Below are 26,370 nucleotides of genomic sequence, written 5' to 3'. Positions count from 1 at the left end.
TTTTGGGCGGATTGACCGAAATGTGGAGGCGACTGCCCAGGGACGACAGGCATAAGACGGTTCCTGTAAGAAGGCGTTTTTCCTTCTGAAAGGAAACGGCTTATGACCCCGAGTCCCTAGGAGCCGAAACAAGACAAGCTTGTGACCTCGAGGGGATAGGCGCTGGAGCTAGACAGTTCTCAAAATTCAAAGATAATAATTCTGATATTAAACATACAAGCCTTCACTTCACAATAGTGAGGGCTTTAATTAAAGCTTTATTTATTTAATTGAACGTTAGGGGGATTGAAAAATGGAAAACCAAGTAAAAATCTTACTAGTGGATGATGAAGAGAGAATCCGCCGTTTATTAAAGATGTACCTTGAGCGTGAAAATTATTCGATTGATGAAGCGGAAAATGGAAACCAGGCTTTGTCAAAAGCTTTGGCAAATGATTACGATGTCATTCTTTTGGATTTAATGATGCCTGGCAAAGACGGCATTGAAGTCTGCAGAGAGCTGAGAGAGAAAAAAGCTACCCCCGTAATCATGCTGACAGCAAAAGGGGAAGAAGTTAACCGCGTACAGGGTTTTGAAGTGGGCACTGATGATTACATTGTAAAACCTTTCAGCCCAAGAGAAGTTGTGCTTCGCGTGAAGGCATTATTGCGCAGGTCTTCTAAAACTACCTACCTTCAAACAGAAACAACAGCGAAAGATGTAATCGTTTTTCCTCATCTAACGATTGATAATGATGCTCACAAAGTGCTGGCTGATGGGAAAGAAGTCAGTTTAACGCCTAAGGAATATGAACTTCTTTATTTCCTGGCAAAGGCGCCAGATAAGGTTTTTGACAGGGAACAGCTGCTAAAGGAAGTATGGCACTATGAATTTTTCGGAGATTTAAGAACAGTCGATACTCATGTAAAGCGCTTGCGAGAAAAATTAAATAAAGTTTCTGAGCAGGCTGCCAGAATGATTGTCACTGTTTGGGGAGTGGGCTACAAGTTCGAGGTTATCAATGAATGATGCTCTTTAGGAGTGTTGCAGGTAAGCTATGGGGCACTATTCTTTTATTAGTTTCCTTTGTACTGCTGATTTTAACAGTCATGCTGCTTGAGTTTTTTGAGAATTACCATATAAATGAAACAGAAAAAGGATTATCGAATACAGCCCATAAAATAACCAGAATTTTAAAAGAGCATAATCGTGAAGTCGGTTTGGAGATTTCCTGGGAGCTTGTCGATGATGTTACCAAAGTAGTCATTATTAACTCGCCGAATGAGTACTACTATTCCCCAAACCATACAGGTTCATTAAAACTCCCCATCTCCTACCTCACCGAGGAGGATGATTTAAAAGAAGTTCTCACGGAAGATAAAACTGTAAAAAAAGTAACATCTGTTAATCCTGAGTATTCAGAAGAAGATGCAGATGATGACAGCAAGATTCTTATAATTGGGGTGCCTCTTGAAGGTGACAGCAGCAAAGGGGCCGTCTTTATTTATCAATCCATTGAAGTCATGCATGAAACACTGCGTTCAACGACCAAGTTCATTTTGCTGGCAGCAGGAGTCGCCATCATTTTAACAACCATCTTTGCATTTTTCTTATCGACAAGAATTAATGCTCCGCTCAGAAAAATGAAAGAAGCTGCCTTTGAGGTAGCAAGAGGCAAATTTGATACAAAGGTTCCGATTCTGACTAATGATGAGGTTGGTGAATTAGCCATGGCTTTTAATCAAATGGGCAGACAGCTGAAATTCAATATGAATGCTCTAAGCCAGGAAAAAGAACAGCTGGCAAGCATTCTAAGCGGAATGGCTGATGGGGTAATTACCTTTAACCGGGATGGCACGATCCTGATCACAAATCCTCCTGCGGAGCGGTTTTTGCAAAGCTGGTTTTATGAACTGGATGACATAGAGAATAATACAGAGGAAGTGCCATCCAAAGTAATGGAGCTTTTCCAGCTTGCTGTAAATACCGAAAAGGAGCAAATTGGTGAAATCTCTATACAGGGACGTTCCTGGGTGATCATCGTCAGCCCTCTTTATAACAATAAATATATAAGAGGAGCGGTTGCGGTTATCCGGGATATGACGGAGGAGCGTAAGCTTGATAAGCTCCGCAACGATTTTATAGCGAATGTTTCTCATGAATTAAGGACGCCCATTTCTATGATGCAGGGGTATAGTGAAGCGATCGTCGATGATATTGCCGGAACGGACGAAGAGAAAAAAGAAATGGCAAGTGTCATTTATGATGAATCCCTGAGAATGGGCCGGCTTGTGAATGAATTGCTGGATCTTGCCAGAATGGAAGCTGGACATATTCAGCTGACAATGGAAGAAACTGAAGTGAATTCCTATCTGCAAAGAATTATAAGGAAGTTTCAGGGGCTGGCAAAAGAGAAGGAAATTAGTCTGGAAAATGATCTGCAAAGCAAGGGTGTCCCTATTCAATTTGATCCGGACAGAATTGAACAGGTCATGACCAATCTGATTGATAATGCCATCCGGCATACCCCTCAGAATGGAGAGGTAAAAGTGATCGAAAGAAGTGATGAACGGGGACTGTTTATTGAAGTGAAGGATTCTGGCTCGGGGATTCCCGAAGAAGACCTGCCGTTTGTATTTGAACGCTTTTACAAAGCGGACAAAGCAAGAACGAGGGGCCGATCTGGAACAGGTCTAGGCCTTGCAATTGCAAAAAATATAATTGAAGCTCATAAAGGTCATATTACCGTTCAAAGCAAGACCGGACATGGTACGACATTTTCAATTTTTATTCCTCGAAATGAAGGATAAAGGCGAGAAATGTGACGATTGTTCTTGATACACGGGAAACAATTAATAATAAGCTTAGGGAAGGAGATGCATGAAATTTCCTTCCCCTTTTTTTTGAAAGGTATTTCTATGCATTAGGCCGGGGTTTCTGCAGGAAAGGGAGTAATCCTGCACTTAAACAGGCTCTTGCGCTTTTCTGCGAAATAATAATATAGTTAAACTGTAACTTTTTTTAGAGAGAGAACGACTATTTTATTGAACGGGGAGGGGAATCCATGGACTCCGTTTTTGATGAACTTTATAAAAAATACCATCATGACGTTTTTCAATTTCTTTTTTATATGGTCAAAAACAAGGAACTGGCTGAGGATTTAGTCCAGGAAGTCTATATAAGAGTATTAAAATCATATGAAAGGTTTGAAGGAAAAAGCAGCGAAAAAACATGGCTCTTTTCAATTGCGCGGAATGTTGCCATAGATTCCTTTCGCAAACAAAAGGGCTGGAAGCAAAGGATTATGGAGAAATTTGACTGGTCAACTCAGCAGGTAAAGGATGAGCTCCCCCTGCCTGAAGAAATTGCCTTGCAAAGAGAAGAAATTCAGCTGATCTATCGCTGTCTGGATTTATGCACTATTGACCAGAGGCTTGTCATAATTATGAGATATATACATGAACTCAGCATTACTGAAACAGCTGATTCACTAGGCTGGACCGAAAGCAAGGTTAAAACAACCCAGCATCGTGCTTTAAAGGTGCTTAAAAAGCATATGGAAGATTTTAAGGTGAAGGAGGGAATGGATAATGAAGGAATCAAAGTGGAGCGATGAGCAGCTTAAGGAATTGCTGAGCCAGATGCCTAAAATTAAAGATGATCGTGATCCGAGAGACATTTATCAAGCCATCGAAATGAAGATGGGAAAGCAAAAAAGCAGAACATGGATCCTGCCATCTATCGCAGCGGCTGCTGCCTTGCTCCTGCTTTTTATTCTCGTCCCAAACCTTATGAGCTGGCAGGAGTCTGCAGATAAGCAGGTCGAATTGAAAGCGGACCGATCAACCTCATCTGAACAAATAACCAATGAAAATAACACTATTCTGGAAGCGAAAGAGGAAGACTCTGAATTAATTGCCCAAGAGAAAGGCTCAGAAGAACTGGACCAGGCAGAGCTGTCAACTGAGCCGGAAGCGGAAGCGAAATTAAATGATGAGATAAACAAGAAGACAGTTGCATCAGAATCAAGCCCTACTGCCGTTTATGAAGAAGATTTGGCAGGGAAAGAGGTACTGACTTATGCGATTCCGGATAAGGATGCGCAAAATATTGTACCCGTCAGTGTTTTAATTGATGAAGACCCTGCCAGGACGAAATTTGAACAATTTGAAGACACGATGAGCAGGCTTACCGAAGATGAATGGGGTTTAGATGATTACTATCCTCTGAAAGCAAATTTCACCTATGATCAGGAAAATAAAATGTTAACTGTTGATGTGCCAGCGGATCATCCATATAGTATGTCTTCCGCGACAGAATTACTTTTAGAGAAGGTCTTGTCCAATATAATGAATAATCTTGATATAGAAAAGATTAACCTCATGACTGAAGGGGAAATCGGCGTTGAATTTAGCCATTATGGAAATAGAGAGGAATTTATCCCGGAAAATAGCAATGGTAACTTAATTTATTATTTCTTATATCCAAATGGCGCAGAATCAACACCATTCCTGGTCCCGCTTAGACAACAGCTCAACTCTATAAAAGATGCTCTAACAGCCATGAAGGAAGACCGGACTGAAAATAATTTGCAGGCATCCATACCAAAAGACATTGATTTTGAAACAGAAGAAATACAGGATGGCAAACTCTTAATCCGTTTTCATAATGAATCAGAAATAATTGATGATGAATCAACACTTCATGCGATTGAAGCAATACTTCTTACGGCAAAAGATTTTAATTTTGATACAGTTAAATTGGAAAATGCAGATGTTGATAAAATCGGCAAGTTTGACCTTACTGAAGAATTAAAGGTACCAGTAGCAGCTAATAAACGAGATTTGCCAAATTAGAGAGGGCGGCCCATGTGGCTGCCTTTCTTTTTTTGAATAAAAATCCCTCAGGACTGCATAAAAACCATGCTGCTGGAAGTATACTAATAACTGTGCTTTTAAGAGCTTTATGTTAATTGTTCTAAAAGAGTACAAGCTGTCATAGGGTGAAAGAGAGTGTGGACAGTGGCAGGCACTCGTACGGATATTTCAGCTGACAACATAGGAGGAAAAGGATGAAGGATTACATAAGGCGTTTCTTTATCGCAGGAATAATGGCTCTTTGTGTGAGTCTGTTATTTTTGGGAGGGAAGCATTCTAAAGCTGCGGAGCCAAAAATTCCGGAAATGACAAAGCATTGGGTATGGCCTGCAGATGGTGTAATTACAGACACGTTTGGGACAAGGAAAGGGCATCATAAAGGCATCGATATAGCTGGGGATTCCGGGAATCCAGTTTATGCTGTTGACACAGGAATTGTGTCCAGGTCTTATTATTCCCAAACATACGGAAATGTGATATTCATTAAACATAACAACCAAACTGAAACAGTGTACGCCCATCTGGAAAAACGTTTTTCTGCCGAAGGAGAAAATGTTGAGCAGGGACAGAAAATCGGACTGATGGGAAGCACTGGTGACTCGTCAGGTGTGCATCTCCATTTTGAAATACATACGCATGCATGGACAGCTGATAAAATAAATGCAGTTGATCCCTCTGTTGCATTTGGAATGGGAGTAGTTGGACAAGCTGTAAATGCTGTGATTAAAGAGGAAAATGCGCGTGAAGTTTCAGCACGGCCGTCTAATGTTGAATCAGGGAAAATAAAAAATGATTCCGTGGAAACTTACCATATAGTTAAAACAGGGGAAACATTGTGGTCTATTGCTGCACACTATAATCTGAATGCTGGGGATATTGCGGTTTTAAATAATATTAATCCTGATCACATTTTTTTAGGTCAAAAGCTATTGATAAAACCCGAGAAATATACAGAATACACTGTTAAACAAGGAGATACTCTATCTTCTATTGCGAAATTTCATGATACAACTGCAGAAGCAATCAAAGACTTAAATAATGCTGATTCAGATGTAATAAAAATTGGACAAATTCTAATCATTCGCAAAAAATAGAATAGAAATGATTGCACCGCTTTACTCCCTTAAAGTATAATGGGTAAAAAACTGGGGGAGTTTGAAAAATGCTTACAGACTATCATAATCATCTCGAAAATGGCACGTTGAGCCTGGATTACTTAAAAAAATTCACAGATGCTGCAGTTCAGAAAGGGATTGAATCTTTTGGAATTTCAGAGCATGCATATCATTTCTACCAGACAGCAGACATCCTGCAGAATCCATGGGTAAACGAGAGGCGTTTTTATGATATGAAAGACTATGTGAATGTTTTTCATGAAGCTTGGAGCAATGACATAGATGTGAAGATGTCGATCGAAATGGACTACACACCAGGCAAACATGGTGAAATGGAGAAGTTTATCAATAGTTATTCGTTTGACTATGTAATCGGATCCATTCATTGGGTTGGAGATTTCGGTATAGACCTGGCTGAATTTAGAAAAGAATGGGATAAACGGGATCTATATGAAGTATATCGAAAATATTTTGATCAGGTGGTTACTCTGGCTCAGTCAAATTTATTCGATATTGTTGGCCATTTAGACCTCGTGAAAATTTTTAAATATGTTCCACAGGACGAAGAATTTTTGCTGGAGCAATATGATCGTGCAGCCAATGCGCTGGCAGAATCCAAGACATGTGTTGAAATTAGCACGGCTGGTCTGAGAAAACCAGTGGGGGAACTATACCCGGACAAACGTCTTCTTCAGAAATGCCATGAAAAAAATATCCCGATTGTTTTATCGTCTGATGCGCACTTTCCTGAACATGTAGGTGCAGATTTTGAAAAGGCAATTGACCTTGCAAAAGAAGTGGGGTATCAGTCCATCATGACCTTCTCAAAAGGAGAAAGAAAGGAATATCCGCTTGGATAATATATAAAGGATGGCTTATTGCCGTCTTTTTTTGTTATATCTAAAAAAACTGAAAGGGTTTTGGCATGGATCTAAACCTGACAGGTGAACATATCCCTTCACAGAATAACTTTTTTTCAGTATAATGAATCTGTATAAATAATACGGTCTATCTTCGGGGCAGGGTGAAATTCCCGACCGGCGGTGATGGGTCAATATTGACTCTAAGCCCGCGAGCCTTAGAGCAGAGTTTTTGAATAAAAAGCTCTGGAGTTTATTTGGGCAGGATTTGGTGCAATTCCAAAGCCGACAGTACAGTCTGGATGGGAGAAGATGGAGGTTCTGCAGACGTTCAAAAAATGCAGGTTTTGAACGTTATTAAGCGTGCCTTTGCAACTATCCCTCAAGTTATATTAGCTTGAGGGTTATTTATTGCGAAGACTATTGCTTAGCTGAACCTTTCTTCTTTAGGAGAGATAGTCCTAAAAAGGAGAGAGGAACTTGAAAAAACTTAATATCAAATCTATGGTTGCTATTGGAATGCTAAGCAGCATCTCTTACGTATTAATGCTGCTCAATTTCCCAATCCCGCCGTTTCCGCAATTTCTGATGATTGACTTCAGCGATATTCCTGCATTAATCGCAGCGTTAATCTTTGGTCCAGCAGCAGGGATCTTAGTGGAACTTATTAAGAATATTCTTGATTACTTCATGACAGGGAGTGCAACAGGTGTTCCTGTTGGGCATATTGCAAACTTTGCCGCAGGCATTTTGTTCGTCCTGCCGACCTATTATGTGTACAGCAAGCTGAAAACAAAAAAGGGCATGACGTTTGGGCTTGTAATCGGCACAATGGTTATGGCTGTCATTATGAGTGTGCTGAATTACCTTGTAATTCTGCCGGCATATACATTCTTCCTTAACTTCCCTGCAATGTCAGCGCCTGAAATGAGAACAATGATTGTGACAGGGATTTTGCCATTCAACATTTTAAAAGGTTTAATCATTTCATTTGTTTTCATGCTTATTTTTACACGCATGAGAACTTGGGTGGAAAAGCAGGCTGTTATTAAAAGCGCAGCTTAATACTATATAAGTTTATAGCAGCGGCAAATGTGCCGCTGCTTTTCTGTTCATGCATGCAATGTTAACAAAAAAACTCCCTTTCATGATGAAAGGGAGCAGCAGCTTAACAAAGGTTAGAGTATGGTTGAGGATTATTCGTATTTAAGCGGGTCGCCATCAAAAGCATCATCAGCTACTTTGATTGAATCGGTCGGGCAGCCTTCGAATGCATCCATCATATCATCAACTAATACATCAGGAATTTCAACGATACCCTGGTTATCATCAAGGGTAACGAAAGCGATGCCTTCATCATCATAATCATAAATGTCCGGTGCAGCTGCGCCGCAAGCTCCACATGCAATGCATGTTTCTTTGTCAACAATTGTATACTTTGCCATGAAAAAACCTCCCAAGATTTAAACAATTAATCGTCCATCAAAATGATGGTAACACATTCCTCACATCTATTGTAAAACTGAATGTTCAACTTTTCAATAGAAAATGTATTGAGAATGCTTATCACACAAGGGTTTAGGCATAATTTACCCTATGAAAAAATAATTAAAACGGCCTGCCGATTTCTTTCATGATAAAATGGAAGAAGGAGAACAAGCTTATGAAAACAAGATTAAAATCTTTGGCCGTAAGGTGAAAAAAATGGATAGAACTTATTTGAAAACTGTAATAATGTACTGTGTTAAAGAATTACAGGGACAAAGGACTATATACTCTATTTTACATTTGCTCAATGGAAAAAAAACTTCCCAAACCATTCAAGATGCTCATTTATTTCAGCTGACCCAGCTTTTTCGAACATTTGGAAGTTTAAGCCGGGATGCTCTGGATCATCTTTCACAAGAGATTGAAAGCAGAAGCTGGATGACTGCAGCTGATGAAAAGCATTACATTTTGACTGCAGAGGGCAAGGAAGAGCTGGAAAGGTCTCTTTTAGAATGTCCAATACCGTCTTCATTAAACGGATGGCTGTATCATAGTGCAGCTGACCTGTTTTGGGAGAGGATTACTCTTTTAATTCAGGTTATATCACATTTAAATAATGACAATGTAAAATACCTTCCAATTCAAAGAAAAAGAGATGTTCATGAATGGCTGAAATATTTTTTGAGAACATCTGGATTCGCCCGCAATGAAATAGGAAGTGTGCTGAACAGGGAACTCTGCCAATGCCTCGAAAGGCTAAGGGATATTAATCCTGCTGTGCTGACTTTGAGGCTGTCAGGCTATAACCGTATTGGCCTCACTGCTGTTCAGGCTTCAGAACACCTGGGAATCAGTCAGGATTATTACCACCATCAGTTCCTCGGAGCCATTCATCATATTCTTGCTAGCGTAAGAGAAAATGCTGCCGGATATCCGCTTATCGATAAATTAGTGTGCGGGGCAGGAAATGAAGTTCAGCTAACGTTGTCGGCCCAAAAAACATACACATTGCTAAAACAGGGACTGGATTTGGATGTTATAGCGAAAACGAGAAAATTGAAAAAAAGTACAATTGAGGATCATGTGGTGGAGGTAGCTCTGAATGACAGCGGCTTTAATATCACACGGTATGTATCGGAGAGGAAACAGAAATTGATTCTTCAAGCAGCAAACAGTGCTGCCTCATTACAACTAAAGCAAATACGTCAAATGGTGCCGGAATCCGATTATTTTGAAATCAGATTAGTCATGGCAAAGCTTGGAGAGGGACAATGAAATTAGAAGCGTTATTGCAGAGCAAATTTGGCTATCCTTCCTTCAGACTTGGACAAAAGGAGATCATTGAATCAGTACTTTCAGGGAGAAATACTGTTGCCATGCTGCCAACAGGTACAGGGAAATCCCTCTGTTATCAGCTGCCGGGATATATGGTTGAAGGCCAGGTGATTATTATATCTCCCTTGCTGTCTCTTATGCAGGATCAGGCTGAACAGCTTATGATAAATGGGGAAAAACAGGTAATTGCATTCAATTCTTTTTTATCCCGCTCAGAAAAAAAACAGGCATTGATTCATTTGAATCAATATAAGTTTATCTTTATTTCACCCGAAATGCTTTATTATGAGTCAGTACTTTCTCAGCTGAAGAAATTGCGGATTGCTTTATTTGTTGTGGATGAAGCTCATTGTATCTCCCAATGGGGATATGATTTCAGGCCAGATTATTTAAAGCTTGGCGAAGTCAGAAAAATTATAGGGAACCCGGTTACACTGGCTTTAACTGCTACAGCTACCCCTGAAGTAAAAGCAGATATAAAAAAGTCACTTGGCATACTGGAATGCAGCGAGTTTATTTACTCCGTTGACCGTCCTAATATTGCACTATCTGTAGAAAAGTTAGAGAATTTCCGTGCAAAAACAGAGAGACTTGAGGAGCTTGCTGAAATCCTTGAGGGCCCTGGAATTATTTATTTCTCCAGCAAAAAAATGGCGGAACAGACAGCTGATCTGCTTAGGGACAAGGGACTCAGAAGAGTGATGGCTTACCATGGGGGAATGGACCAGGAAAGCCGTATCCTTGTGCAGCAGCAATTTATTCATGGACAGCTCGATCTTATTTGTGCTACAAGCGCCTTTGGCATGGGGATTAACAAAGATAATATCAGGTATGTAATACACTTTCATATGCCTCTTCAGATGGAATCCTACCTGCAGGAAATTGGGCGGGCTGGGAGGGATGGAAATCAAAGTATTGCCATCATGCTCTATGCACCGGGTGACGAGCAGCTTCCTATACAGCTTGCAGAAAGTGAATTACCTGACAAAGCTCAAATTGATTGGATTAGGGAATGGCTAGAAGAAAACCCAAATGCGATCCTGAATATCGGTGCATTTGAAGAGACAATTAAGCAGCGTTCAGGTTTAAACGATGTTCAGTGGAGAATATTTAATGACTTTTTTGAGCGGAAAAGCAAAACTGGACTCGATTACAGAAGGATTCTGCAGGAGATGAAGGGTTATTATGAAGGCAGGATCAAATTGAAAAGGGATAGCATTGAGGAAGTATATAAGTGGATACACAAGAAGACATGCCGGAGAGAGAATATACTTTCCTATTTTGATGAGGAAAAAAATTCCTCAGTCCCATTCTGCTGTGATATATGTGGTTTGCGATTTGAAAAATTCACAAGAAATACAAATTCAGATAATCAGGAAAACCCGCTTTATGATTGGAAAAATCATTTAGAATACCTCCTGATTCCAAGTGAGTGAATTAAAATGGGAAAAAGATACGCGGACATCATTAAGGAATTGACAGACAAGGAACTATTATTTCATCTTTATCTTACTCAGTTGCTTATTTTATCCATTTCTTTAATTCTAAGTATAATATTATTTAATAATATTGAGGAATTCCAAGTTCTCTTTGTATTCTATGATATAAATATTCTTGTAATTGGAGCGGCGGCAGGAGCGGCAGTTGTCCTGATAGATATCGGCTTGATGAAGGTTCTTCCGGAAAAATTGTATGATGATGGAGGATTAAATGAGAAAATCTTTCAAAATCGCAGTTTTCTCCATATTGCTTTTATTGCTGCAGTGGTGGCTTTTAGTGAAGAACTTCTATTCAGGGGAGTCATTCAGACTCATTTCGGCCTTGCTATCTCAAGTCTTATTTTTGCGTTTGTTCATTATCGATATCTTTTTAATTGGTTTTTGTTTGTAAATATTATTACATTAAGCTTTTTAATAGGTTATATTTATCATATAACCAATAATTTGCTTGTTACGATTGTTATGCATTTTCTGATTGACTTTCTTCTTGGTATTCTTATTCGAAAACGTTTCCTGAAAAAATCTGAAAGGATAGCGGAAGAGGAGAACGTAATTAACGATCATTAACAGCAGCATCAAAATAAACTTCTTATGATTTTTTATTACAGGAAGGGATGAAACATGAATAAAGAAGACCCTTATAGAGATCAGGCTGAAAGACTCCGTAAGAAGATTGACCGAAAACTGGAAACGGAAAATAGCGGGCAAAAATCAGCGTTGCCGCCACGGAGCCGTGTTCATCAGGAAAAAAGAAAAAAGAGTAAATGGAAGATTAAATACCCTGTTATTCGCCTGCTTGCTTTATTTTTTATCCTACTGCCCATCACCATTTTCAGTATTTATCAATATGTAAGCAGTGATAAAAGCATCAATGCCGGGTTAAATACAGAAAATGAGGAAACAGGTTCTGAAACAGTGGTTTTTGCCACAAATGATGAAGATAAAGGGACAACTATAGAAGTCAGAGAAGAACCGGTATCCCAGGAACCTGAGATAACTGAAAAAGCTGAGGGTGCTCAAGAAAAAGAAGATGCCAAAGTCCAGCAGGAAAAAAAGGCCCCTCAAAAGACTGATATAGAAGATAAAGGATCTGAACCTAATAAGGAAGTTCAGGAAACAGGATCTGAAACTACAGACTCTTCCAAAACAGCCGGGACAAAGGAAGCATTAAAAAAGGAAGGTAAAGTTATTTACCATACGGTTAAACCGAAGGAAACAATTTTTAGAATTGCCATGACCTATTATAAATCCCAGTCGGGAATTGAAAAAATAAAGCAAGCCAACAATTTGCCCTCGAATGAGATACAAACGGGCCAGGTATTAAAGATTCCGCTTGAGCAATAAAAGGATCGAAAACAGGTGCGGCAGCAGCCTCTCCTTCTTAGTCATATAATAATGTACAAGCTCATACATTATTGAGAAAGGGAGGGAGAGTTTTGGAATCGCCGATTAGAATGCTTGATGAACGTACAGACCAGGCTACAAGAAAAATGCTTGAGAAAGTAGTAGAGAGAAAGCAAAAATTTGATCGATTCAAGTCCTGGCATTTAATTGCCATGTGGGCGACTGTATTTATTTCATTTTTATTCTTTTTTTATATTTATAAGAGTGTCATGCTGCCATACTCTTACTCGTTTGCATCCATGTTTTCGGCTTTTGTCAATCAGTCAGCGAATTTCTATTTGCTTGTTTTTACGGTTGGCCTTTATGGACTTATGAATCTTCTGAGGGAAAAAAGGGAGAAAGCAGAAAAAGAATATCATGCCCTTAGGTGTGAGATTATAGATAAGAGCAAAGATCTTTGGAAAAAAGAAGATGAATGGAAAAATCGACATACCGTTTTCGAAATGATGAAAAAAAATTATGATATAAATCTTTATCATGAGAATAAATAACACCATAGAAAATGGAAAAAGAAGCAGCCCGCCTGCTTCTTTTTTGTTAAGTATACTTAAAAGAATTTCTTCTTATCCCGTTCTTCCTTAAGAATCTCTACGGCTTCTCTGAATCGCTGGGAATGAATAATCTCTCTTTCTCTTAAAAAACGGAGTCCGTCATTTAAATCCGGGTCATCACTCATATTAATAATCCACTGATAGGTTGCCCTGGCTTTCTCTTCTGCAGCGATGTCTTCGTATAAGTCTGCTATAGGGTCCCCCTTTGCCTGAATATAAGAAGCTGTCCAAGGCACACCTGCAGCATTATGGTAAAAAAGAGCGTTATCATGGTTGACATAATGGGCATCGAGACCGGCAGCTTTCATTTGATCAGGCGTAGCATCCTTTGTTAACTTGTAAACCATTGTTGCAATCATTTCCAGATGGGCAAACTCCTCAGTTCCAATATCTGTTAGAAGTCCGATGACCTTATCCGGAATAGTATAGCGCTGATTCAAATATCTTAGGGCAGCAGCAAGTTCACCGTCCGCTCCCCCATATTGTTCAATTAGATACTTTGCCAGTTTGGGATTGCATGTGCTTACCCTCACCGGATACTGCAGCTTCTTTTCATAAACCCACATTTTTTCTCAGCCCCCTTCGGAAGTCCGCTAATCTATTGAGCGCCTTCATGCCAGAAGGCGCCTGTGAACCAAATTTATACTTGCCAAGGCCACGGGGCATCATCCCAATTCCATGGCTGACCGGAATAGCTGTGTCCAAATTGCATTAATGGACCATACTTGCTCTCAATGGCATTTCTCAGTTTTTTTCGTTCTTTTGCATAGTGATTGAATTGCTTAATGGCTTCAGTATCATTGTTATGGGTGTCAAGGTATAGAGTCAGATCAACAAGGACAAAATCCACAGCCTGAAGCTGTTCAAGAAGCTGATAGTAATCTGCCGGCAATTGTTTCATGGCTATTGTCCCTCCCTGGCTTTTTCATAGGGACTGTACCACGGATCATAGAAAGCCTTCCAAAGCGTTCCTGCTCTTAAAGCCTCCATTGGTGTAAATTGTTCAAGTCCTGGCGGCTGAAATCCCATATATAGATTTGGAGGAGTGGAATAGGTTTTGACCTTTATCGGGGTGCAGGGGTCAAAGGGGCTTACATATGGGTGCCAGGTTTTACGGAGTGTATTCATTCATAATCCCTCCTTTTTATGCGTCATTGAAACTTATGAAAACTGCAGTGTTTTTATGATTGTTTACTTTAATAAAAAGAGGGGAAAGTTGAGGTGATGGCGAAGTTAAATATCAGGTCTAATTAATATTACTCTGAGGTGATGGCAATGTTTGTGAAAAGTATCATGATCCCCAAACATACCTGTTATACAATCGGACAGGATGCAGCGTTGAAAGACGCTCTGGCTTTGCTGGAGGACCACCAGATCGACGGGCTTCCTGTATTGGATGGCGACCAGTATGCCGGCATAATTACGAGATATGGAATATATGAGAAATTCTTTTTGTCAGGGAAATCAAAGGATGATTTTCTTGAAGGGACATTGGTAAAGGATATTGCCACACATCAGGAGCAATATTTAAAAGGAAATGAGATCTTTGAAAAAACGCTTCTGGATTTAAAGGATTTCCCTTTACTTGCTGTTTTGGGTGATAATCGTAAATTTCTGGGCATTGTTACTCGCTTTGATGTCCTCGCTCAATTCCAATCCGCCTTCGGCACCAATAAGTCCGGTGTCAGGATTGCGTTTACTTCGGTAGAAGCGGAAGGGCGAATAGCGCGTTTAGCCGAAATCGCCCATTATTTCCATGAGCACATCATTTCCCTTGTAACCTTTGATGAAACAGACAAACTGGTCCGCCGCATCGTGATGAAGGTGGAAAAAAATAATAATATGGATAAGTTCATCAGCCGGCTCGAAAAATCCGGTTTCCGTGTTCTTGATATAACAGAGGATTAATGTATATATAGTCAACAAAATAAATCCTTTTCATACACTTTGTATGGGAGGGATTTTTAGTGTTTTTAATTTTGCTGAAGCTAATGACAGGTTTTATGAGCGGCATTTTATTTATTAAATTTTTTCCGGTGTCAATTCCAATGGGCATATCGGATATGATTGTCATTTTTGTACTGGAACCGGCGGGCTTTGTCCTGGGAATGACTTTTTTCCTTATCGCATTTATAGCCAACGCAGAGATCATTAGAAGTATAATCGAGTGGACTGCCAGGCTTTTAAAAAATATGAGGTCATCAAAACATATGGATGCTTTATTTGGGCCTGTGCTGAGTTTATTGCTTATTGGAGGCTTTTTTGTTTTGTCAGTCCTTTCGCCATGGGAAGCATTGGCCCTTTTCTGTTTTTCAGTAATTTATGGTATTATTTCTTTAGATTTCAAGAAAATCAATCTTGCCGGAGACTGATTGAAGGCGATTGATGGCAGGAGGGGATTTATGGAATACTTAATAGCTTTGGCCTTAATTGGCGGTGTGTGTTTACTAATGTTTATGCTTAGGGAGGCATTTGCAGATAGAATTATATATAAAGAGCTTTCTTTTCCTGAATTTCCGGAAAGCTTCGGTGAAGTAAAGCTTTTTTTTATTTCGGATATTCATAAGAGGACGGTGTCAGAAAAGATAATCGGGGAGATTAGAGAGAAGAAGCCTGACCTGGTCATCATCGGCGGCGATCTCTTGGAAAAAGGAGTCCCTTTTGAAAGAGTAAAGAAAAATCTAATGGGGTTAAAGGAATGCGGGCCCGTCTATTTCGTTTGGGGGAATAATGACTATGAAGTGGATTATCACCAGCTTGATGCTCTTCTCCTCGAATGCGGAGTAAAAATTCTCGATAATACTGCCCTTTCCTTTGAATCAGATGAAGGAGAACGTTTTATTTTGATGGGAACAGATGACCTCAGCAAGGATAGGGATCGGCTCGACCTCGCACTTGAAGATGCGGGTTCAGGAGGATTTCGGGTGCTGGTCAGCCATGATCCAAGAATCATTAACAGTATAAAAAAAGAACAAAATATTCACCTGGTTTTAAGCGGACATACGCATGGCGGGCAAATTCATATTTTCGGGCTTAGCCCATATGAGAAGGGGCGGATAAAAGTACTGCCGCAAACAACAATTCTGATCAGCAACGGCTACGGTACGACCGGTGTGCCCTTGCGGCTGGGGGCAAAGCCGGAAACTCATTTCATTACTCTTAATAAAGGCTGAAAATATAACACACCCAGATTTTACAGTTCTAGCGACGGTTTTTTATAATTAGTAATGAATGGAGGGCTGGGCATGGCAACAGAAGAAGGAAAGTATAATATCAAGGCTGTATCTAAGATGCTCGGCATTCAGCCTGGAACGTTAAGAGCATGGGAAAGACGGTATCAAATCGTTGCTCCTAAGAGAAATGAATCAGGTCACAGGCTATATACAGAAGAACATATCAAAGTATTAAAATGGCTGATCAGGAAAGTGGATCAGGGTTTTTCCATAAGCCAGGCTGTTTCCCTTCTCGAAAATAAGGAATTAAATGCCGAGCCGCTTCAGATGGATAAGGAAGGTGATCGGTCTGGTGCCCTCGCCAATGAGCTGCTTGAAGCTCTTCTTCAGTTTAATGAATCAAAAGCACATGATTTAATTAATCAGGCTTTCAGTTTTTATACAATAGATAAAGTCCTAATTGATATATTAGGCTCTCTACTTGTAAAAATCGGTCATCAGTGGGAAGAGGGGAAAATAACTAGTGCACATGAGCATTTTGCCTCATCCATATTAAGATCCAGAATTGGGATGATTCTGCATTCTTTTCCGCATAATGGAGTCCTGCCAAAGGTGATAGCAGTCTGCGGACCTGGAGAAGCACATGAATTAGGGCTTTTAATTTTTACTTTATTTTTGCGCAGAAGGGGATTCGAGGTCGTTTACCTTGGGACAAGCATCGCTGAAGAAGATATTGATACTGTGATTGATATTGTTAAACCAAAATTTGTATTCTTATCCTGTACGATGAAGTCCAACGTACCTGAAACCCTCAAACTTTCTGAGAGACTTGCAGAGACTAATGGGAAGCTGCATGTAGGCATTGGGGGATTCGGCATTGATACCCTTAGTAATGAAGAAAAAATGAAGTATGAACAGTTTATTCCCGGCGGTTCCGCTCATGAGTGGGAAGAATGGATTAGAGAACGGCTCCTATAACATAAGACCTGGCGGTTAAGTTGCCGGGTCTTTTCTTTTTTTTAGTCATACAAAATAAGACGACTCACAAACTGAGCAATGTTTCATACACTAAACCAAAGAGTTGGTTCAGGGCAGGGGGCTTATCATGCGCTTAGAACGTTTGAATTATAATAAAATCAAAATCTTTCTAACCTTAGATGACTTGAATGATAGGGGACTGACTAAGGAAGATGTCTGGAAGGATTCTCTAAAATGGCATCAGCTTTTTCATGAGATGCTGGAAGAGGCAAGTGAAGAATTTGGTGTAGATATTCAAGGCACAGTTGCTGTGGAGATATTCTCCATGCAGGCTCAGGGAATGGTTATGATCGTTACAATGGAGGATCAGATGGATGAAGAGCTCCTTGAGGATGGTTTTATTGAAATGCAAGTAACTGTTGAGGGCAGTGAAGATATATTATTCGAGTTCCAGGATTTTGAAGACGTAATTCAAATGGCTAAAGAGCTGAACCGTGTGCAGATTCAGGAAGGAAGCCTATATTGTTATAAAGAAATGTATTATTATCATGTTACAGATTTAGCGGGAGATGACATTCATAGAGTTATTGCCATATTAGCTGAGTACGGTGATTCAGCCTTTACCAGCATACATGTAATTCAGGAATATGGGAAAGTACTTATCGAGTCCAATGCAGTAAAAAAGCTGGTGGAATACTTTTTATAAGTCGGAAGAGGGGGACATCCTCTTTTTTTTTGAACAAAGGAAGTCTCTTGTTTTGCAGGTTGCCAAAGAGAATAGCCGGCAGGATGATAACAGATAAATGCAGTGAATTTGGATTAAATGGTCATGAACTATATAAAAATTGGGTAAAACAAGTATAGTTAATCAGCTGCAAAAATAGTATAAAAATGGAAAAGTTTTTAAATATACAGTAAAGAAGGAAATGGGATGTTTCTTTTGGGCCTAAACGGGAAAACGGGTACTAGGAGTAAACAGAAAATTCCCTTTAATATCAAGGCTGAGAGCGGTTTCATAAAAATATTAAAAAATGCGGAAAAGTACATGATTCTTCTTGCATAAATTAGGCAAAGGTGTATACTAATCCATGGAAGCGGACAACTAATGAAAGTGATTTTTCTAGGAGGTTTACAAATGGTAGCCGAGAAAGGTACTGATTCAAATAAAGCAGAAAAATTGGACGTCTTAAAGTCGACTCAAACTGTCATACATAAGGCTTTAGGGAAGCTGGGATATTCTGATGAGGTATATGAGCTTCTAAAAGAGCCAATTCGCATGATGACAGTAAAAATTCCTGTACGGATGGATGACGGAACAGTAAAAGTCTTTACTGGCTACCGGGCCCAGCATAATGATGCAGTGGGTCCTACTAAAGGCGGTATTCGTTTTCACCCGAATGTAACTGAAAAGGAAGTCAAGGCACTGTCAATTTGGATGAGCTTAAAATGCGGAATTGTGGATCTTCCATATGGCGGAGGCAAAGGCGGAATCGTTTGTGACCCTCGCGATATGTCCTTCGGTGAGTTAGAGCGGCTAAGCCGCGGGTATGTACGGGCCATCAGTCAAATTGTGGGGCCGACTAAGGATATTCCTGCACCTGATGTATTTACCAATTCGCAGATCATGGCATGGATGATGGATGAATACAGCCGGATTGATGAATTTAACTCTCCAGGCTTCATTACAGGTAAACCACTTGTACTTGGCGGTTCACATGGACGGGAATCAGCAACAGCTAAAGGAGTTACAATTTGCATTCGGGAAGCTGCCAAGAAAAAAGGCATTAATCTCGAAGGTGCAAGAGTTGTTGTTCAGGGATTCGGGAACGCTGGAAGTTTCCTCTCAAAGTTTATGCATGATGCCGGAGCAAAGGTTGTTGGCATTTCAGATGCATATGGCGGTTTATATGATCCGGAAGGCCTTGATATTGATTACCTCTTGGATCGCCGTGATAGCTTTGGCACTGTGACAAAATTGTTTAATGATACAATTACAAATAAAGAGCTGCTTGAACTCGATTGCGATATTCTGGTTCCTGCGGCCATCGAAAATCAGATAACAGAAGAAAATGCACATAATATAAGAGCGGGTATTGTAGTGGAGGCTGCTAACGGCCCGACTACTTTGGAAGCTACACGAATCCTTTCCGAGCGAGGGATACTGCTTGTCCCTGATGTACTGGCTTCTGCCGGCGGTGTAACAGTTTCATATTTCGAATGGGTACAAAATAACCAGGGATATTACTGGACTGAAGAAGAAGTAGAAGAAAAGCTTGAAAAAGTCATGGTCAAATCATTCGATAATATTTATCAGACCTCTCAAACCCGCCGTGTAGACATGCGTCTGGCTGCCTATATGGTAGGTGTAAGAAAAATGGCGGAAGCTTCAAGATTCCGCGGATGGATCTAACTGTAAATTCTCCATTGATGAATGTAAGACATTTGAATAATCATAAAAAATCTCCTATCATAAACTGATGGGAGTTTTTTATGTTGTTTTCAGTAAAGTTTGTTGCTTTTTAACTTCAAACTAAGTTTAACCTGTTGAGTTGACCTTCGCTGTCGGTACTTGATCCTCGAAAATGCATCCGCATTTCCATCGTGCGGAGTTAATTCCAGGAAGCTAATTCAGTGTCCTGCGGGAGGTGAGGGCTCTCTTCTCTCCCCGCGGAAAGCAAGTGCCCCGTGCTGAAATCAACGGGCATTATTATAGGCTAAAACAATATCTGTAGAAAAAACAGCAACATGAAATTTTTTTCATTGGTATTGATTAAGGAGTGAGAATTTTGAATATAGACGCTATTATTGTTGGCGGAGGACCATGCGGATTGGCAGCTGCCATTGCTCTTCAGGAAGCCGGGAGAAACCCGCTTGTTATTGAAAAAGGCAATATTGTAAACGCAATTTACCACTACCCCACACACCAAACCTTCTTCAGCACAAGCGAAAAGCTCGAAATCGGCGGGGTCCCCTTCATAACGGAAAATTACAAGCCTAAGAGAAACCAGGCGCTGACATATTACCGGGAAGTTGTGAAAAGAAAGAGCATTAAGATTAACGCCTTTGAAAAAGTTCTCAAAGTAGTTAAAAATCAATCTGAGGTATTTGAAGTACACACAGATAAGGGGGATTATACCGCCAATAACGTAATAATTGCTACAGGGTATTACGACCATCCAAATTACATGGAAGTACCAGGAGAGGACCTGCCAAAGGTTTTTCACTATTTCAAGGAAGCCCACCCTTATTTTGATAAAGACGTAACGGTAATTGGCGGGAAAAACTCAAGTGTCGATGCTGCGATTGAACTGGTTAAAGCTGGAGCCCGAGTTACGGTGATCTACCGCGGAACAGAATATTCACCAAGCATAAAGCCATGGATACTCCCTGAATTTGAGTCCTTAGTTAGAAATGGCGTCATTAAAATGGAATTTAATGCACATGTGAAAGAAATCAGTGAAAATAAGCTGACCTACATGGTGGATGGCCAGCAATTCAACATTAAGAACGATTTTGTATTTGCCATGACTGGCTACCATCCTGACCACGGATTTTTAAGGAATATGGGGATTCAAATAAGTGAAGAAACAGGCCGCCCTCATTATAATCCTGAAACGATGGAAACGAATGTTCCTGGAATATTTATTGCAGGTGTTATTGCTGCCGGAAATAATGCCAACGAAATTTTTATTGAAAATGGCAGATTCCATGGCGGACAAATAGCCAAAGCTATAATTGAAAAAGAGAGTGGCAATAACAAAGGCTGATCATATGGGATCAGCCTTTGTTATTAGTTATTTATATTTGAAAAATCTCTTCGATATTTTGCTGGGTTTGCAGTCCGATTAGCAGTTTAATTCTTGCTTTTTGCCCGTTTAGTCCATTCGAGAAAATAACACCCATGTCCTTTAGGTGTTTTCCGCCTCCGTCATAGCCATATACATCTTGAGCAATTCCATTGAAACATCGGGAAACTAATACAATCGGAATATTCTTCTCTGTAAGAGCTTTAATGCCTTCGATTGTGGCTGGAGGCAAATTACCTTGTCCAAGTGCTTCAATCACAACTCCGTCAAAATCTAAATCACCTATAGCATAAAGCAGAGAAGAATCCATTCCGGCAAATGCTTTAATAAGTGTGACTTTTTTTACAGCAGCATCTAAAGGATAATATTCTCTATTTGTGGGCGTGTTATGAAATAATACACCTCTCTTTGTGACTATTCCGATTGGTCCATACTGCGGGCTTTGGAAAGTAGATACATTGCTTGTGTGTGTCTTTGTCACATTTTCCGCAGTATGAATTTCATCATTTAGAACAACCAGAACCCCTTTGTCTTTTGCTTCTTCGCATGAAGCTACGCGAATGGAGGAAATTAGGTTGTAAAGTCCATCAGAGCCGATTTCATTACTTGATCTCATAGCACCAGTAACAACGATGGGAAGGGATGTTTTAACAGTCAGATCCAAGAAATAGGCTGTCTCTTCTAATGTATCTGTCCCATGGGTAATGACTACGCCGCTAATTTCTTCCTTCGCCAGGTATTTTGCAATAATTTCCTTCAATTTTAGCATTTCTTTAGGTGTTATATGCGGTGAAGGTAGATGAAAAGGCTCTTCAACCAGTAATTCTGCAAGGGAAAGCAGTTCCTTTGTTTTTTCAGTCAATGGATTATTACCTGTCGGCTTAACAGCACCAGTTGCTGCATCCTCACTCATTGAAATGGTGCCTCCGGTGTGTATAACCAGTATCTTTTTTTTCTCCATGTTTATCCCCCAATTCTAGCTTTGAAACAAATTATGATGCGAAATATTTGTTTTCCAATATTTGAATAATCATTTTAATTCTTTCTATATCATGATACGATTAAGAAAACAGATTGAAAAGAGGGCAGCTCATGCTGGGAATATTATCCGCTGGCATCGCGCCGGGGTTGGCATTATTAAGCTATTTCTATTTAAAAGATCAATATGAGTCTGAACCCATATCAATGGTTTTTAAAACTTTTTTGTTTGGTGCTTTGCTCGTGTTCCCCATCATGTTCATCCAGTATGTTTTAGAGACTGAAGGGGTCCTGCAGTCTAGTCTGATGGACGCATTTCTTTCATCAAGCCTGCTGGAAGAATTCTTTAAATGGTTTATATTATTTTATACTATTTATCAGCATATCACATTTGATGAACCATATGATGGAATTGTGTATGGTGCTTCTGTATCACTTGGCTTTGCCACTGCAGAAAATATCTTCTATCTCGTCGCGCTCGGTGTGGAACACGCTCTTGGAAGGGCCTTGCTTCCGGTTTCCAGTCATGCTCTCTTTGGTGTTATCATGGGCTATTATATAGGAAAAGGAAAATTCTCGGCAACCTCGACAAAAAAATGGATAGCCTTCTCGCTCTTTATACCTTTTCTCCTTCACGGTATTTACGACTACATCCTGATTTCCTTAAAACATTGGATTTTTATCATGTTTCCATTTATGATTTTCCTTTGGTGGCTGGGCTTAAGAAAAGTGAAAAAAGCAAGGGCACATAGCGTAAACCACATGAATAATCAATTTGATTTACAGAAAACTCTCCATTCCTGATGGAGGGTTTTTTATTTTGCCGAAAACCAACCTAAAGTAAAAAGACTCAAGTTATTGAATAAAAAGCCAAGGACTACAAAAAATAGGGTCAATGAAAAAAGATTGACTTTTGGAGGTTAAAATCCATGAAAAAGAATTTTTTGGCAGGAAAGGTTCTACTCATAATCTCCCTTTGTGTTCTGGGAATTCCATTGAGCGGGAATATGGACAAAGCTAATGCCTTTTCGAACCAGGTTATCCAGCACGGAGCTGTTGGAGATGATGTAATCGAGCTTCAGTCCCGCCTGCAGTATTTAGGATTCTACAATGGGAAAATCGATGGAGTTTTTGGGTGGGGAACTTATTGGGCACTTAGGAATTTTCAATATGAATTCGGCCTTCCGATAGACGGGCTTGCTGGTCAGGAAACAAAAAACAAGCTCGTAAAGGCATCCAAGTATAATGAACAGTATGTGAAAGAACAAATTAATAAGGGCAATAAATTTACCCACTACGGCGGGGTGGACACTGAGAAGCAGACTCAGCCTCAGCAAGGGGGATCTTCCGGGGGAACGGCACAGCAGCAGGAAGCTCCTAAACAGCCGACCGCTGCAAATGTGCCTAACGGATTCTCAGAAAATGATATCCAGCTGATGGCCAATGCGGTTTATGGAGAATCTAGAGGCGAGCCATATACAGGCCAGGTGGCAGTTGCCGCAGTAATTTTAAACCGTGTAGAAAGTGCTTCATTTCCAAACACTGTTTCTGGTGTTATATTTGAGCCTCGTGCTTTTACTGCCGTTGCCGATGGACAGATATGGCTAACGCCGAATGAAACAGCAAAAAAAGCTGTCCTTGATGCCATCAATGGATGGGATCCAACAGGCGAGGCACTGTATTACTTTAATCCGGATACAGCTACAAGCGGATGGATTTGGACACGGCCGCAAATCAAGCAAATTGGAAAACATATATTCTGTAAATAGAGGGGTGAATGATCATGCTTAGAGGAATTCTAATAGGCGTACTTGCACTGGGTGTTGCCGGTACAGCGTTCTGGGGTTATCAGGAGCACCGGGAGAAAAATGCAATCCTAATTAATGCCGAAAATAATTATCAAAGGGCATTTCATGATTTAACTTACCAAATTGACTTATTGCATGACAAAATTGGAACAACCTTAGCAATGAATTCTAGAGCTTCACTATCACCTGAATTGGCAGAAGTATGGAGATTGACTTCAGAAGCCCACTCAGATGTTGGCCAGCTGCCTCTCTCGCTTCTTCCTTTCAATAAAACAGAAGAGTTTCTATCCAATATTGGAGATTTCAGTTATCGGACAGCAGTAAGGGACTTGGAGAAGGAGCCTTTATCTGATAAAGAATATCAAGCGCTAAAGCAGCTTTATAAACAGTCGGCTGATGTTCAGCAGGATTTGCGCAAAGTTCAGCATATGGTGCTTGAGAAGAACTTACGGTGGATGGATGTAGAAATGGCGCTTGCTTCAAATGAGGAAGCTGCAGATAATACAATCATAGATGGATTTAAGACAGTGGAAAAAACGGTTGAAGGCTATGGAGAGACAGACTTTGGACCTGCGTTTGTAAATATGCAGAGGAAAGATGAAAATTACAAATATCTTAAGGGTAAAGAAATAACAGAAGAAGAAGCTGCACGAATAGGCCGGCAATATGCAAACCTGGGAAATAATATTAATATCAGAGTGACGGAAAACGGTAAAGGATCTGATTACGGGTTCTTTAGTGTAAGCATTCAAAATAAGAAAACAAAAGAAGAAGCAAACATGGATATCACTAAAAAAGGCGGTTATCCAATCTGGTTTATACTGGATAGGGAAGTGGCGAAACAAAAAGTAAGCCTTAATGAAGCAAGCAATAATGCGGTTAAATTTCTGAAAGACAATGGTTTTAAGGACCTTGATTTATTCGAGAGTGCTCAGTATGACAATTTAGGGGTATTTACCTTTGTATCCAATCAGGATGGTGTAAGAATTTATCCGGACTCCATTCGTGTGAAAGTTGCGCTTGACAATGGCAAAATGGCAGCCTTTTCTGCTGAGGATTATTTAAAGGCTCATCACCAGAGAGAAATTCCTGAGCCTGCAATCACTGCAGAAGAGGCGAGAGCCAAGGTAAATCCACAGCTGAAAGTCATGGAAGACAGACGGGCAATAATCATTAATGATTTGAATCAGGAAGTTTCCTGTTATGAATTTCTTGGCACTTTGGGTGAAGATACCTACAGAATCTATATAAACGCAGAAACAGGACAGGAAGAAAAAGTAGAAAAGCTTAAAAATGCTGAACCAGTATTTGAAGATGTATTGTAGAGAAAGCCAGATAGGCTTTCTTTTTTTTGCTTTAAATAGCATATGGGTCTTTTTGCCTAAATTTTTTCAAAGATGCTATTGCAGGATTCTTTTATACCGGTCATAATTAAATGACAAGATTATCCTTTTGCTAAGGGGAAGTGTGTCAGTGTGATAAATATTGGAGAAACATTGCTGCTGGAATTAACCTACTCGGAAAAATCCGAGAAATATAAATGCAAGCTTGCTGAAAGAGAAGGAAATAATCTATATATTGATTATCCGATAAATCAAGAAACGAATAAAGCTGCTTTCCTGCTCGATGGGACTCAGCTGAAGGCAACTTTTTTAGCTGAAGATGGGACTGTATATCTTTTCGAAAGCGAGGTTATGGGAAGAGTTAAGCTGAAGATTCCGATGATGGTTTTATCATATCCAGGGGACGAACATTTGGTAAAAATTCAGCGGCGCCAGTTTGTCCGGGTTGAAACACCTGTTGATGTTGCTATCCACCCGGAAAGTAATGAGTTTATTCCTTTTGTATCCGTTACGGATGATATTAGTGCGGGCGGGGCTGCAATCATCGCACAAAGCAGAAGTTCTTTAAAAGCGAATATGCAAATACATACTTATTTCGTATTAGCAATGCAAAACGGCGACAATTATTATTTGCGGCTTAAAAGTAAAGTTATCAGAGTTTCTGAACCTAAAAATGGAAAATCGCTTATTTCTGTTCAGTTTATGGACGTAAGCCCCCAGGATAGGCAATTGCTTTTGCGATTTTGTTTCGATAGGCAATTGGCTATGAAGAAAAAAGGCCTGGAAATATAAATAAAGGAATATTTTTTATATTCATCTCTCATAATAGATGGTGAAGTCTATTGGCTTATTCTTATATTTACAGTTGGAGAGATGGCAATGATGAAAACGGTAGAGAGGATTATTCTAAAGTTAATTATTGTGCAATTTGTTTTCTTGCTGTTCACTCAATTTTTCTTTCATCATATGGATGCTTTACCGGAATTAAAGCAGCTGACACAGTATGAGGGTGTAACAGATCAGAATTTCACTGAGCTGCTTGAAACGTTCAGGGAAAATTATTAGCAGGCGGGCGCCTGCTTATTTTTGTGCTGGCGGTCGTGTGAAAACGATAAATTATAAGTCTTTTAGGGGCTTTTTTTTAAAAAATTGCAAGACTTAAAAAACAGCTTAAT

At 39.9% G+C, this 26,370-nt stretch carries 29 protein-coding genes and 1 riboswitch; of the genes, 24 read left to right on the top strand and 5 right to left on the bottom strand.

The annotated features are described in order from the left end of the window. Positions 1–292: 292 nt before the first annotated feature. From ACXAD1_RS17285 to ACXAD1_RS17255, 7 genes are all read left to right on the top strand, one after another. Positions 293–1,009: a response regulator transcription factor gene (locus tag ACXAD1_RS17285; RefSeq protein ID WP_019380359.1), complete on the top strand. Its 717-nt coding sequence runs from the start codon at positions 293–295 to the stop codon at positions 1,007–1,009. Then, entirely contained in the window at positions 1,006–2,790 is a 1,785-nt protein-coding gene (locus tag ACXAD1_RS17280) for an ATP-binding protein (protein WP_206838290.1), read from the top strand. The genes ACXAD1_RS17285 and ACXAD1_RS17280 overlap by 4 nt, the downstream gene beginning before the upstream one ends. Positions 2,791–3,044: 254 nt before the next feature. After that, positions 3,045–3,596, top strand: coding sequence for an RNA polymerase sigma factor SigX (sigX, locus tag ACXAD1_RS17275; protein WP_206838287.1), 552 nt, complete (start codon positions 3,045–3,047; stop codon positions 3,594–3,596). Continuing rightward, positions 3,571–4,836, top strand: coding sequence for a hypothetical protein (locus tag ACXAD1_RS17270; protein ID WP_474910657.1), 1,266 nt, complete (start codon positions 3,571–3,573; stop codon positions 4,834–4,836). The genes sigX and ACXAD1_RS17270 overlap by 26 nt, the downstream gene beginning before the upstream one ends. A 215-nt stretch (positions 4,837–5,051) precedes the next feature. Then, positions 5,052–5,951: a M23 family metallopeptidase gene (locus ACXAD1_RS17265; RefSeq protein WP_206838282.1), complete on the top strand. Its 900-nt coding sequence runs from the start codon at positions 5,052–5,054 to the stop codon at positions 5,949–5,951. A gap of 68 nt (positions 5,952–6,019) precedes the next feature. Then, positions 6,020–6,832, top strand: a complete 813-nt coding sequence (locus tag ACXAD1_RS17260) for a histidinol-phosphatase (protein WP_206838279.1) — start codon at positions 6,020–6,022, stop codon at positions 6,830–6,832. 146 nt (positions 6,833–6,978) lie between these two features. After that, a riboswitch (FMN riboswitch) is annotated at positions 6,979–7,150 on the top strand. A 162-nt stretch (positions 7,151–7,312) separates the two neighbouring features. Further along, complete coding sequence (locus ACXAD1_RS17255) at positions 7,313–7,897, top strand: ECF transporter S component (RefSeq protein WP_206838277.1); 585 nt, start codon at positions 7,313–7,315, stop codon at positions 7,895–7,897. Positions 7,898–8,028: 131 nt separating this feature from the next. On the opposite strand, the gene ACXAD1_RS17250 is transcribed toward ACXAD1_RS17255, so the two are convergent. After that, positions 8,029–8,277, bottom strand: a complete 249-nt coding sequence (locus ACXAD1_RS17250) for a ferredoxin (protein ID WP_009332793.1) — start codon at positions 8,275–8,277, stop codon at positions 8,029–8,031. A gap of 259 nt (positions 8,278–8,536) precedes the next feature. Between ACXAD1_RS17250 and ACXAD1_RS17245 the strand changes: the two genes are divergently transcribed. The 5 genes from ACXAD1_RS17245 to ACXAD1_RS17225 all read left to right on the top strand — a co-directional run bounded on the left by ACXAD1_RS17245 (position 8,537) and on the right by ACXAD1_RS17225 (position 13,049). Continuing rightward, entirely contained in the window at positions 8,537–9,595 is a 1,059-nt protein-coding gene (locus tag ACXAD1_RS17245; RefSeq protein ID WP_206838276.1) for a YpbB family protein, read from the top strand. Then, on the top strand, positions 9,592–11,091 hold the full coding sequence (locus ACXAD1_RS17240; RefSeq protein ID WP_474910656.1) for a RecQ family ATP-dependent DNA helicase: 1,500 nt from the start codon (positions 9,592–9,594) through the stop codon (positions 11,089–11,091). Before ACXAD1_RS17245 ends, ACXAD1_RS17240 begins: the two co-directional genes overlap by 4 nt. 6 nt (positions 11,092–11,097) lie before the next feature. Continuing rightward, complete coding sequence (locus tag ACXAD1_RS17235) at positions 11,098–11,721, top strand: CPBP family intramembrane glutamic endopeptidase (protein ID WP_206838272.1); 624 nt, start codon at positions 11,098–11,100, stop codon at positions 11,719–11,721. A gap of 54 nt (positions 11,722–11,775) precedes the next feature. Beyond that, the gene (locus tag ACXAD1_RS17230) at positions 11,776–12,498 is read left to right on the top strand and encodes a LysM peptidoglycan-binding domain-containing protein (protein ID WP_206838270.1); all 723 of its coding nucleotides are present in this window, start codon (positions 11,776–11,778) and stop codon (positions 12,496–12,498) included. Positions 12,499–12,590: 92 nt separating this feature from the next. Further along, on the top strand, positions 12,591–13,049 hold the full coding sequence (locus ACXAD1_RS17225; RefSeq protein WP_206838268.1) for a YpbF family protein: 459 nt from the start codon (positions 12,591–12,593) through the stop codon (positions 13,047–13,049). Positions 13,050–13,105: 56 nt separating this feature from the next. On the opposite strand, the gene cotJC is transcribed toward ACXAD1_RS17225, so the two are convergent. From cotJC to ACXAD1_RS17210, 3 genes are all read right to left on the bottom strand, one after another. Further along, on the bottom strand, positions 13,106–13,675 hold the full coding sequence (gene cotJC / locus ACXAD1_RS17220; protein WP_206838264.1) for a spore coat protein CotJC: 570 nt from the start codon (positions 13,673–13,675) through the stop codon (positions 13,106–13,108). A 74-nt stretch (positions 13,676–13,749) separates the two neighbouring features. Next, positions 13,750–14,010: a spore coat protein CotJB gene (locus ACXAD1_RS17215; RefSeq protein WP_035330112.1), complete on the bottom strand. Its 261-nt coding sequence runs from the start codon at positions 14,008–14,010 to the stop codon at positions 13,750–13,752. 2 nt (positions 14,011–14,012) lie between these two features. Continuing rightward, positions 14,013–14,237, bottom strand: a complete 225-nt coding sequence (locus ACXAD1_RS17210) for a spore coat associated protein CotJA (RefSeq protein ID WP_019380371.1) — start codon at positions 14,235–14,237, stop codon at positions 14,013–14,015. Positions 14,238–14,384: 147 nt separating this feature from the next. Here ACXAD1_RS17210 and ACXAD1_RS17205 point away from each other — a divergent pair, with 147 nt between their 5' ends. The 7 genes from ACXAD1_RS17205 (at position 14,385) to ACXAD1_RS17175 (ending at position 21,027) form a co-directional block, all read left to right on the top strand. Further along, entirely contained in the window at positions 14,385–15,017 is a 633-nt protein-coding gene (locus tag ACXAD1_RS17205) for a CBS domain-containing protein (RefSeq protein WP_206838261.1), read from the top strand. A gap of 59 nt (positions 15,018–15,076) precedes the next feature. Next, positions 15,077–15,481: a hypothetical protein gene (locus ACXAD1_RS17200; protein ID WP_206838259.1), complete on the top strand. Its 405-nt coding sequence runs from the start codon at positions 15,077–15,079 to the stop codon at positions 15,479–15,481. 30 nt (positions 15,482–15,511) lie between these two features. Then, positions 15,512–16,282, top strand: a complete 771-nt coding sequence (locus ACXAD1_RS17195; RefSeq protein WP_206838257.1) for a metallophosphoesterase — start codon at positions 15,512–15,514, stop codon at positions 16,280–16,282. Between the two features lie 72 nt (positions 16,283–16,354). Next, complete coding sequence (locus ACXAD1_RS17190) at positions 16,355–17,260, top strand: MerR family transcriptional regulator (protein ID WP_474910655.1); 906 nt, start codon at positions 16,355–16,357, stop codon at positions 17,258–17,260. 127 nt (positions 17,261–17,387) lie between these two features. Next, positions 17,388–17,966 carry a genetic competence negative regulator gene (locus ACXAD1_RS17185; RefSeq protein ID WP_206838253.1) on the top strand — a complete coding sequence of 193 codons (579 nt, stop codon included), beginning with the start codon at positions 17,388–17,390 and terminating at the stop codon, positions 17,964–17,966. 429 nt (positions 17,967–18,395) lie between these two features. Next, positions 18,396–19,670 (top strand): Glu/Leu/Phe/Val family dehydrogenase, encoded by a 1,275-nt coding sequence (locus ACXAD1_RS17180; RefSeq protein ID WP_206838251.1) that lies wholly within the window; start codon positions 18,396–18,398, stop codon positions 19,668–19,670. Positions 19,671–20,046: 376 nt separating this feature from the next. Further along, entirely contained in the window at positions 20,047–21,027 is a 981-nt protein-coding gene (locus tag ACXAD1_RS17175) for a YpdA family putative bacillithiol disulfide reductase (RefSeq protein WP_370224818.1), read from the top strand. A 31-nt stretch (positions 21,028–21,058) separates the two neighbouring features. On the opposite strand, the gene ACXAD1_RS17170 is transcribed toward ACXAD1_RS17175, so the two are convergent. Continuing rightward, positions 21,059–22,027: an asparaginase gene (locus ACXAD1_RS17170; protein WP_206838249.1), complete on the bottom strand. Its 969-nt coding sequence runs from the start codon at positions 22,025–22,027 to the stop codon at positions 21,059–21,061. A gap of 131 nt (positions 22,028–22,158) precedes the next feature. Between ACXAD1_RS17170 and prsW the strand changes: the two genes are divergently transcribed. The 5 genes from prsW (at position 22,159) to ACXAD1_RS17145 (ending at position 26,260) form a co-directional block, all read left to right on the top strand. Further along, positions 22,159–22,848 (top strand): glutamic-type intramembrane protease PrsW, encoded by a 690-nt coding sequence (gene prsW / locus ACXAD1_RS17165; RefSeq protein WP_206838246.1) that lies wholly within the window; start codon positions 22,159–22,161, stop codon positions 22,846–22,848. A 125-nt stretch (positions 22,849–22,973) separates the two neighbouring features. Beyond that, positions 22,974–23,813, top strand: a complete 840-nt coding sequence (sleB, locus tag ACXAD1_RS17160; RefSeq protein WP_206838244.1) for a spore cortex-lytic enzyme — start codon at positions 22,974–22,976, stop codon at positions 23,811–23,813. Between the two features lie 14 nt (positions 23,814–23,827). Continuing rightward, on the top strand, positions 23,828–25,177 hold the full coding sequence (ypeB, locus tag ACXAD1_RS17155; protein ID WP_206838242.1) for a germination protein YpeB: 1,350 nt from the start codon (positions 23,828–23,830) through the stop codon (positions 25,175–25,177). 150 nt (positions 25,178–25,327) lie between these two features. Further along, positions 25,328–25,987: a flagellar brake protein gene (locus ACXAD1_RS17150; RefSeq protein WP_206838239.1), complete on the top strand. Its 660-nt coding sequence runs from the start codon at positions 25,328–25,330 to the stop codon at positions 25,985–25,987. An 87-nt stretch (positions 25,988–26,074) separates the two neighbouring features. Continuing rightward, positions 26,075–26,260 (top strand): YpfB family protein, encoded by a 186-nt coding sequence (locus ACXAD1_RS17145; RefSeq protein ID WP_370224485.1) that lies wholly within the window; start codon positions 26,075–26,077, stop codon positions 26,258–26,260. Positions 26,261–26,370: the final 110 nt, after the last annotated feature.

Source organism: Cytobacillus sp. ABV4_503 (assembly GCF_056158445.1).
Note: the sequence above shows the minus strand (reverse complement) of the source record. Positions and strands in the feature narration are given on the sequence as shown.

What these genes read in the sequence shown, in the direction of transcription:
- ACXAD1_RS17285 (WP_019380359.1), top strand. Translation starts at nt 293, where the DNA reads ATGGAAAACCAAGTAAAAATCTTACTAGTGGATGATGAAGAGAGAATC.
- ACXAD1_RS17280 (WP_206838290.1), top strand. Translation starts at nt 1,006, where the DNA reads ATGATGCTCTTTAGGAGTGTTGCAGGTAAGCTATGGGGCACTATTCTT.
- sigX (WP_206838287.1), top strand. Translation starts at nt 3,045, where the DNA reads ATGGACTCCGTTTTTGATGAACTTTATAAAAAATACCATCATGACGTT.
- ACXAD1_RS17270 (WP_474910657.1), top strand. Translation starts at nt 3,571, where the DNA reads ATGAAGGAATCAAAGTGGAGCGATGAGCAGCTTAAGGAATTGCTGAGC.
- ACXAD1_RS17265 (WP_206838282.1), top strand. Translation starts at nt 5,052, where the DNA reads ATGAAGGATTACATAAGGCGTTTCTTTATCGCAGGAATAATGGCTCTT.
- ACXAD1_RS17260 (WP_206838279.1), top strand. Translation starts at nt 6,020, where the DNA reads ATGCTTACAGACTATCATAATCATCTCGAAAATGGCACGTTGAGCCTG.
- ACXAD1_RS17250 (WP_009332793.1), bottom strand. Translation starts at nt 8,277, where the DNA reads ATGGCAAAGTATACAATTGTTGACAAAGAAACATGCATTGCATGTGGA.
- ACXAD1_RS17245 (WP_206838276.1), top strand. Translation starts at nt 8,537, where the DNA reads ATGGATAGAACTTATTTGAAAACTGTAATAATGTACTGTGTTAAAGAA.
- ACXAD1_RS17240 (WP_474910656.1), top strand. Translation starts at nt 9,592, where the DNA reads ATGAAATTAGAAGCGTTATTGCAGAGCAAATTTGGCTATCCTTCCTTC.
- ACXAD1_RS17235 (WP_206838272.1), top strand. Translation starts at nt 11,098, where the DNA reads ATGGGAAAAAGATACGCGGACATCATTAAGGAATTGACAGACAAGGAA.
- ACXAD1_RS17230 (WP_206838270.1), top strand. Translation starts at nt 11,776, where the DNA reads ATGAATAAAGAAGACCCTTATAGAGATCAGGCTGAAAGACTCCGTAAG.
- cotJC (WP_206838264.1), bottom strand. Translation starts at nt 13,675, where the DNA reads ATGTGGGTTTATGAAAAGAAGCTGCAGTATCCGGTGAGGGTAAGCACA.
- ACXAD1_RS17215 (WP_035330112.1), bottom strand. Translation starts at nt 14,010, where the DNA reads ATGAAACAATTGCCGGCAGATTACTATCAGCTTCTTGAACAGCTTCAG.
- ACXAD1_RS17210 (WP_019380371.1), bottom strand. Translation starts at nt 14,237, where the DNA reads ATGAATACACTCCGTAAAACCTGGCACCCATATGTAAGCCCCTTTGAC.
- ACXAD1_RS17205 (WP_206838261.1), top strand. Translation starts at nt 14,385, where the DNA reads ATGTTTGTGAAAAGTATCATGATCCCCAAACATACCTGTTATACAATC.
- ACXAD1_RS17195 (WP_206838257.1), top strand. Translation starts at nt 15,512, where the DNA reads ATGGAATACTTAATAGCTTTGGCCTTAATTGGCGGTGTGTGTTTACTA.
- ACXAD1_RS17190 (WP_474910655.1), top strand. Translation starts at nt 16,355, where the DNA reads ATGGCAACAGAAGAAGGAAAGTATAATATCAAGGCTGTATCTAAGATG.
- ACXAD1_RS17185 (WP_206838253.1), top strand. Translation starts at nt 17,388, where the DNA reads ATGCGCTTAGAACGTTTGAATTATAATAAAATCAAAATCTTTCTAACC.
- ACXAD1_RS17180 (WP_206838251.1), top strand. Translation starts at nt 18,396, where the DNA reads ATGGTAGCCGAGAAAGGTACTGATTCAAATAAAGCAGAAAAATTGGAC.
- ACXAD1_RS17170 (WP_206838249.1), bottom strand. Translation starts at nt 22,027, where the DNA reads ATGGAGAAAAAAAAGATACTGGTTATACACACCGGAGGCACCATTTCA.
- prsW (WP_206838246.1), top strand. Translation starts at nt 22,159, where the DNA reads ATGCTGGGAATATTATCCGCTGGCATCGCGCCGGGGTTGGCATTATTA.
- sleB (WP_206838244.1), top strand. Translation starts at nt 22,974, where the DNA reads ATGAAAAAGAATTTTTTGGCAGGAAAGGTTCTACTCATAATCTCCCTT.
- ypeB (WP_206838242.1), top strand. Translation starts at nt 23,828, where the DNA reads ATGCTTAGAGGAATTCTAATAGGCGTACTTGCACTGGGTGTTGCCGGT.
- ACXAD1_RS17145 (WP_370224485.1), top strand. Translation starts at nt 26,075, where the DNA reads ATGATGAAAACGGTAGAGAGGATTATTCTAAAGTTAATTATTGTGCAA.